Origin of the sequence: Candidatus Fermentibacter sp., assembly GCA_030373045.1 — a bacterium.
GTDB lineage: Bacteria > Fermentibacterota > Fermentibacteria > Fermentibacterales > Fermentibacteraceae > Fermentibacter.
Genome location: JAUCPW010000006.1, coordinates 1 through 6,865, shown reverse-complemented (window position 1 = coordinate 6,865; position 6,865 = coordinate 1). Strand labels below are relative to the sequence as shown.

Annotated in this window: 8 protein-coding genes; 3 read left to right on the top strand and 5 right to left on the bottom strand. The window is 62.8% G+C overall.

Annotated elements, in window-relative coordinates; translation table 11 throughout:
* The 3 genes from QUS11_02100 to QUS11_02090 form a co-directional block, all read left to right on the top strand.
* On the top strand, positions 1-317 hold a 317-nt coding region (locus QUS11_02100; protein MDM7992084.1), incomplete at its 5' end, for a hypothetical protein.
* 72 nt (positions 318-389) lie between these two features.
* A complete protein-coding gene (locus QUS11_02095; GenBank protein ID MDM7992083.1) occupies positions 390-881 on the top strand; it encodes a hypothetical protein in 492 nt (163 codons plus the stop codon).
* A complete protein-coding gene (locus QUS11_02090) occupies positions 881-1,204 on the top strand; it encodes a hypothetical protein (GenBank protein ID MDM7992082.1) in 324 nt (107 codons plus the stop codon). Before QUS11_02095 ends, QUS11_02090 begins: the two co-directional genes overlap by 1 nt.
* 33 nt (positions 1,205-1,237) lie before the next feature.
* On the opposite strand, the gene QUS11_02085 is transcribed toward QUS11_02090, so the two are convergent.
* From QUS11_02085 to QUS11_02065, 5 genes are all read right to left on the bottom strand, one after another.
* On the bottom strand, positions 1,238-1,744 hold the full coding sequence (locus QUS11_02085) for a hypothetical protein (GenBank protein ID MDM7992081.1): 507 nt from the start codon (positions 1,742-1,744) through the stop codon (positions 1,238-1,240).
* A 49-nt stretch (positions 1,745-1,793) separates the two neighbouring features.
* The gene (locus QUS11_02080; GenBank protein MDM7992080.1) at positions 1,794-3,017 is read right to left on the bottom strand and encodes an XRE family transcriptional regulator; all 1,224 of its coding nucleotides are present in this window, start codon (positions 3,015-3,017) and stop codon (positions 1,794-1,796) included.
* Between the two features lie 13 nt (positions 3,018-3,030).
* On the bottom strand, positions 3,031-3,480 hold the full coding sequence (locus QUS11_02075) for a metal-dependent hydrolase (protein MDM7992079.1): 450 nt from the start codon (positions 3,478-3,480) through the stop codon (positions 3,031-3,033).
* A gap of 180 nt (positions 3,481-3,660) precedes the next feature.
* Complete coding sequence (locus QUS11_02070; protein ID MDM7992078.1) at positions 3,661-4,341, bottom strand: hypothetical protein; 681 nt, start codon at positions 4,339-4,341, stop codon at positions 3,661-3,663.
* Positions 4,342-4,366: 25 nt separating this feature from the next.
* The coding region (locus tag QUS11_02065; protein MDM7992077.1) for a UvrD-helicase domain-containing protein at positions 4,367-6,865 on the bottom strand (2,499 nt) is incomplete at its 5' end.

The following is a 6,865-nucleotide window of genomic DNA, read 5'->3' as shown; positions in this document are numbered from 1 at the left end:
ACGGGATGGATGACCTTCCGACGGGTCATGCGCAGTCGATGGGCCCCAGAAGGCTCGTGGTTCTCCTGGTCACCATCTATCCCATGGATATCAGGCCGCACTGGAGAACCGAAGGGATCCACACCGTTGCGACGACATGGGAGAAGATCTGCGCCATGCGCTCCCATCCGAAGTCCGACGAGATCATGCGCTACTTCCGCTGGAAGCTCGGGCACACCCGGGAATACCTGGTCGAGCGCCTGCGCCAAGAGGAGGAGGGATTCCCCATCCCCCCCGATGAGATGGAGCTGTTGAGCCAGAGCGGGAAAGAGAAGTGAGAGATGCCTTCGGCCGCCTGCGGGCGGCCGTCGAAGCGCCCTGGAAAGGGCGACCGATGCGGAGATGGAGAGATGAAACTGGTATCGAGTGACGGCACGAGGTTCGAGATGGGTGTGGCACGCTATTCGTACGACCCTGACAAGGTTTTCATCTGGGCGGAAGAAGACCTGAACTGGCTCCGGGTCGAGGTCCGGGCGGTCGACGCCGAGGGGCGGACGTGGAGCGCTGCCGATTCATGCCTGATGACGCACGAACTGGTGCAGCTCGCAGGCTGGCTCGGGGGTCTTCCGGCCCTGGAGTCGGACACGGCCTCGATATGCTTCATGGAACCGTGCCTGTCGTTCGAGGCGGCGAAGGACGACGGGCTGTACCTGTTCACCGTCTTTCTGGAGTGCGAACTGGGAAGGCCCACGGGCTCGGGATCGGAAAGGGAGCGCGTGGATACGAAGCTCCACTTCATGCTGACCCCGGAAGAACTCGGAGAAGCAGTCGCGAGCTGTCGCAGTCTCGCGGAATTCTACCCGGTGAGATCGATGCCGGATCACCTGTCGAGAGGAGACTGATGGCCCTGGATGCCCCCTGGCTCGACTGCTGCGCGGACCCGCTCCTCGAGACGGAGAAGGTCCTGAACAGGGACGACCACGACAGGCAGACTCTCTGCCGGTGTCAGACCTGCGGGGCATGGTGGTTCGACCGCTTCTACGAGTACATCTACTTCGACGCGGATCTGCCCGACGACCAGATACGCTGGTTCGCACGCCTCGCCGAAGCCGAGGCGGCCGGCCTCATGTCCGCGAACGGGCCCGGCATCTCGTTCCTGGCGGGGCGGCCCTGTGTCCGTCTCGACACGAGCGGCGCAATGAGAACCACCTACCCGCCGTTCTGACCCTTTTGTCGCATTCCAGACAGCGAGCCCGGTTCACTTCGATCCGATCGTCAGGCTGCCCTTGATCTCGCACTGCCGGATATCCGGGACATTGAACCGGAAACGGGTTCTCAGTTCGCCGAGGAGGATGTTCGCATCGTCGATGCACAGCCTGCCTTCGAGTATCGCCATAACCACTAGATCACGAGTAGTCACGATGCGGCCAGACAGTCCGGCGGCCTCTGTCAGCCTTCTGAAGCATCGGGCCTTCTCGTCGCAGCCGAGCAGAATGCCGGTCGCAATGCTGAAGGCTATGCACGATGCCTCGCCGCGACCGAGGCCCGATTCGATTGCGGCGATGAACATGTCTAGAGCCGATGGATCGGGATCGATCAGCTCGATACGCCCTGCCGAGATGGAATCCTTGAGCTCTTCCCGCTGACTCTTGTCGGTGATCTCGTCCAGTACGGACCGGGTGACGACAGGACGCAGAGACGCCGACTTCACTAGGATATCCAGCCGGCCCAGCCTGAGATAGTTGATCAGGATGCAGGCATCCAACACGATCCTGCGCCGTCCTGGTGTTCCAGCGCTGGGTTCGGCCCCTGGATCAGTCATCCGCGCCGACTGTCGTCAGAGCGTCTTCCACTGCTGACCTGTCGATGCCGACGAGTTCGGCGATCTCGATCAGCCGCCCGGAGGTGATCTCGCCCCTGCGTCTGGCCTCGAGCGCCAGGCCCAGCATCCTCGACGAGAAGCTGTAGTCCTCGCTGTCCTCGAACCACTGGCGATCCCGGAGGAGCTTCTTCAGAGCAGCGAGAGCCCCGCTCCTGCTGGCTTCGAGGAATCGATCCCTCTCTTCGTCGCCGAGGAACCCCAGGTTCGACAGCCGGAACGCCGCAACCTCGGGACTGACACCGTAGTGCCGTGCAAGCAGCAGGATGTCGAATGCCTGTACGGAATGCCGGGATGCCACGTTCCTTTCGTTCACCCGTACGCTGTCGCCGCCGCCATAGGCCGAGTACTCGACACGAGACGGCCTACCCTTGCCGCTCTCCTGCAGGAATGACCTGCATCCCGCATCCGGAGCGAGGAATGCCGCAGCGAAAGCGTTCGCACGCACCTCGAGGAGCAGGTTCGATTCATCCTCGATGCTCACCACTACGCTCGAATCCTCTCTGAGATCCAGGATGACATGGGCATACTCGTGGGCGAAGGAGAACCTCCTCCTGGAAACCGGATGGGAACTGTTGACGAAGACGAAGACCCCGTGGGGGCTCAGGATAGAAACGCCGGAAACATGGCTTGAGAGGGTGGTCTGGGAGGTGCAGATCCCCTCACCTTCGAGAAGGCTGACCATGTTGTCGACAGGAGCATCACCGAGACCCAGCCGGCGTCTCTCGGAGGCGGCCGCCCTCTCGCCCTGCCTCACAGCGTCCATCTTCGACGACGGAGCGGCGGAAGGGTATCTGATCTGCCCGTCTCCGGATCTATCTATTCCGAGGACACTCTCGAGAATCGCTGCTTCTTCGCCTATCCTCAGACACTTCTGGATGGATTCGTAAGCTTCGACGTTCCCCTCGAGAGCAGGATCAGCACGGAGCATCACGAGAGCAGGATCGATCCCTGCCGGGCCGGATACGAGGGTCCTGAGATCGCACCCCAGCCGATAGGCCAGTTTGTCCAGCACCGACAGGCCGGGCTGGGTCTCCCCCGACTCGAGCAGCACGAGCATCGAGCGGGAGATCCCCAGCCACTTCGCCAAGGTGTCCTGGCTTATGCCCTGTCTCTCGCGGATCAGGCGGATCCTGTCGCCGATCCTCACTTCGGGCATCAGCCCTCCCTTCTCAGAGCCCCAGCAGCGGCAGGCTCTTCGGAGTCAGACAGTCGAGAGTCAGATGGGATTCGTATCCGCAGGAGAACCCCGCTACAAAACAGAGGATACACCGAAGAACCTGGTACAACGAAAGGTCTTCCGTCGGGATCGGCCTTCTGTTCTCTCGGTACCAGATAAAGGCCGCCTCGAGCTTCTCGAGCTCCTTTTGAAGCTCGGAAACCGCCTTAACGGTTCCAGCAGCGACGAGAATGCCACCGATGTACGAGTGGCAGAACCCTCTGTGTTCAGGACTGTCTGCCGGTTCGAGCCAATCAGGAGTACAAGAGCCTATCATCGACGCGATGATCGCTATCCCTTTCTCGATCGGACTCGGTTCGGTGGTCAGAACTCTCCTGCACGCAGGTATGGCAGCAACTCCAGCGGCGAATCCCACCAAAGCGTGCGCATCTTTCCCTGGCATGATGATCACCTCCTTTCCGGCTGTACTATAATGATATAGCAGCATTTGTCAAATATCGTCACATGTCGTTATATTGTTGTGGTGCATGCTACTAGTGGTATACTCCATCAGAGGCTGGCTTGTGAGGGATGCCTGGTCTCGTCGTATCGGGGAGCTGCCCGATTCAGCCCCTGTTCGTCGTCAGGTCGTATTGGGAGAATCCTCCAGGCAGTCCTCGACCGAGAGGACCTTCACCGAATCGGGGTCGGGGAAGTACCAGTTGTCGTGATAATCGTTGGTCGTCAGCGCCTTGACCATGCTTCTCTCGTCGACCTTCACAGTTCTTGTCCGGCTCTCGAGGCTGCTTCCCCCTACATGGGTCATGGTTTCAGGAACTAGGATCTGCACGAACTTCCGTGAGGGGCTCGCAGGGCGACCCTTCGGCCACATCTCGATTAAAGACTTGAATGCATCTGGTTTAGCGTTCGATTCAGCGAGCTTTCGCCATGCCTCCATCAGGTCCTGCCAGGCTGGGGTGTTCTGCAGGGCTCTGAAGCAGTCATACGGCAGATGACCCTTCATATCGTTCAGAGCGTAGCAGACAATGCAGAGTCCTTTTGAGTCGTCTCGAGGGGATAGATGATCGACAGATGCGTAGAGGGGATGAGAACCAAACAGTTTTCTAATAGGTCTACCGTGAATGCCTCTGAAGAGCAATCTAGCTTCTGAGAACTTGCATAACCCTTTCTGATCCTCTATTAGGTCCAAAAAGAACTGGTACTTGTTCTTCCCGATATAGTTCTCCGGGCAATAGCTGGTGTGATTCTTAGCCCATCTAACGTGATCAGGCGTGATCTCAAAACACCCTGTCTTGCCAGCCATCCACACACCTCCTGCAGGAATACTGCTACGGTCTCGAGTCAGTGAACGACACCGGGATCAGGATCCCCGACACGGGGCAGTGGATGTAGCAGGAGGCGACGCGCTTCCCCATGGTGGCTTCGAGCATGCCGCGGTAGGCGGCAAGCTGGCCGGCGTACTTCATCACTTCCATGGTCGCCTGGGTGCGGCTCCCGGGGAACGTCTTGTGGTCGATCAGCACGTGGCTGTCGCCCGCATCGACCACGAGGTCGACCGTGCCCGACATCGTCCCGCCGCCTCCGGTTGCGGCCGTGAGCGGCAGTTCACGCAGGATGCGCGAGCCCGGCCACGTCGTCCGGATCCAGTTCCAGAGCCTGTCGGCCATGCCAACCAGGTCGGCGGGCGGGATGGCCCGGGCGACCTCCCAGCCCTCGAGCAGGCGGACCGCGATGGCTGCCCTGAGTTCGGGGGAGTAGCTCATCCTGTCGGCGGCGAAGAACCCGTGGACGGCGTTCCCCAGGCGGTCCCAGGCATCTACGGGGCCGATCCGCACGGGATCGCCGATGACTATCGGCTCTCCGGCAGCGGCTTCGACGGCAGCGGCTTTCGAGGGATACACGACCGCCGGCGGGTACTCCGTGGGCGTTCCCTCGGGCAGCATCGGCTCAGGCCCGGGCTGCCCCGCCTCCATTTCGGCGGGCATCGCCTCCCTGCGCTTCAACCGCACGGGCACTCCCGCCCAGGTGACGTCGTCCGCCTCCGGCTGCGTCACTCCTTCGGATTCCGGGGTCTTCAGCAGTTCGAGCGCCCCCTTCGCCAGTGCGCCCTTCCGCGAGGCAAGCACCAGCCTGTCGCGCGCCCGCGTCCAGCCGACATAGAGCAGCCGCATGCGTTCGCACCGGTCCCTCTCGCAGACCACCTGCGCCTCGCGGCCCGCTTCCAGCCTCTCGATGAACGGTACGCCGCTGGATGCCTTCCCGTACGGATTGGGCCAGTAGCGCATCCACCTTCCGGCCAGGGGATCGGCCAGGTCGAGTACATCCCCCTCGGCCATGACATGCAGGCCAAGGGCGGCGTTGCCCTTCTCGCCCTTCTCCAGCTCGAAAAGGATCGTGACTGGCCACTCCAGCCCCTTCGCGCTGTGCCAGGTGCTGACCGTGACTGCATCCGGGCCGGAAGCCTCGCCCTGGTCGTCGGCCTCGTCGGCTGCAAGGCCGGAGAGGTGCTGCAGCAGGCCCACTACCGTGGCGGCCGAACCCTCTTCGAGCCGCAGATTCCGGTAGTTCACGGCATGGGCCCGCAGTTTCTCGAGGTTGGCCAGCCTTGCCGGGGTGCTTCCCCACCTGTGGCAGATCTCCACTGCCCTGGCGGCTTCCATCACCGAGTCGACGGCCTCGACGGGCGACGCCCCCGGGAATGCCTCCCGGGCCTCCCTGACAGCGCTGACGATCCCGCAGTCCGCGAATGCGCGATCACCCGCGGCCTCCACCACACGGGTAAGCCACGCGTCTCCGTTGCCGGGGTATTCCTCGAGATAGGCCAGCTCGGCTTCGGCTAGAGTATCTCCCGAATCGGCCCAGAGCCTCAGGCCGGCCATGACGAGCCTGCCCTCGGGTGTCGCGAGCAGGCCGGGCCTCGGGATGCACACGCGGATGCCGCGCTGCTCCAGAGCCCTGGTGACCAGCTTGCAGGTATTCCGCGTCCTGCACAGGATCGCGACGTCACCGGCCCGCAGATCCCTCACATGGTCAGTGGCACGGTCGCGCACCGGTACGCCGTCGGTGAGGAGCCGGCTGATCGCCTCCGAGACAGCCTGGCAGTCGTCGCCCTTGTTCTTCGACTCAAGCGACCAGTGCTCGACTATCTCCCCCATGGGCTCGGCCGGCTCCTCCACAGCGGGCTCGAGCCTCACACGGCCCGGGGGGATGCCCGTGGTCGAGAAAGGCGGCACGAAGAGGGCCGAAGTCAGCTCGACCAGCGCGGGACGGCTGCGCCAGCTCTTCGGCAGCGTCTCGGGCTCGTTCCCTTCGCAGAGCCTCTCGATCGCGGCGTCGATCAGGGCCGGATCGGTGCCGCGGAAGCCGAAGATCGCCTGCTTCTGGTCGCCCACCCAGACGCTTCGCTTCGCAACCGAGGCAAGCCTGAGGAAGATCGCGAGCTGGATCGGGCTGGTGTCCTGGAACTCGTCGACCAGAACGAGGTCGATCTCGCGCGACAGCCTGTCCCTGACCCCGGGGCGGTCCAGCAGCTCGAGGGCGTACATCTCCTGGTCGGTGAAGTCCATCATGCCGTGGGTCTGCTTGTAGGCCTGGTAGGCTGCCATCGTCCTTCGCGCCAGCTCGAAAACGAGGCCGATCGCATCCGAGAGATCCTGGCGGAGCCCCGGGTGCTGGTCGTGGGCTGCGGCGGCCTCCTGCACGGGTGCGAAGGCATCGCGCGACCCCTTGCCGACAGCCGCCGAAGCGGTTGTCGCCCATTCGCTCCAGGGTATGGGCTGCCCGTTCCGCAGCGTGCGGATACGGCCGGTCAGCTTGTCGACGACTCC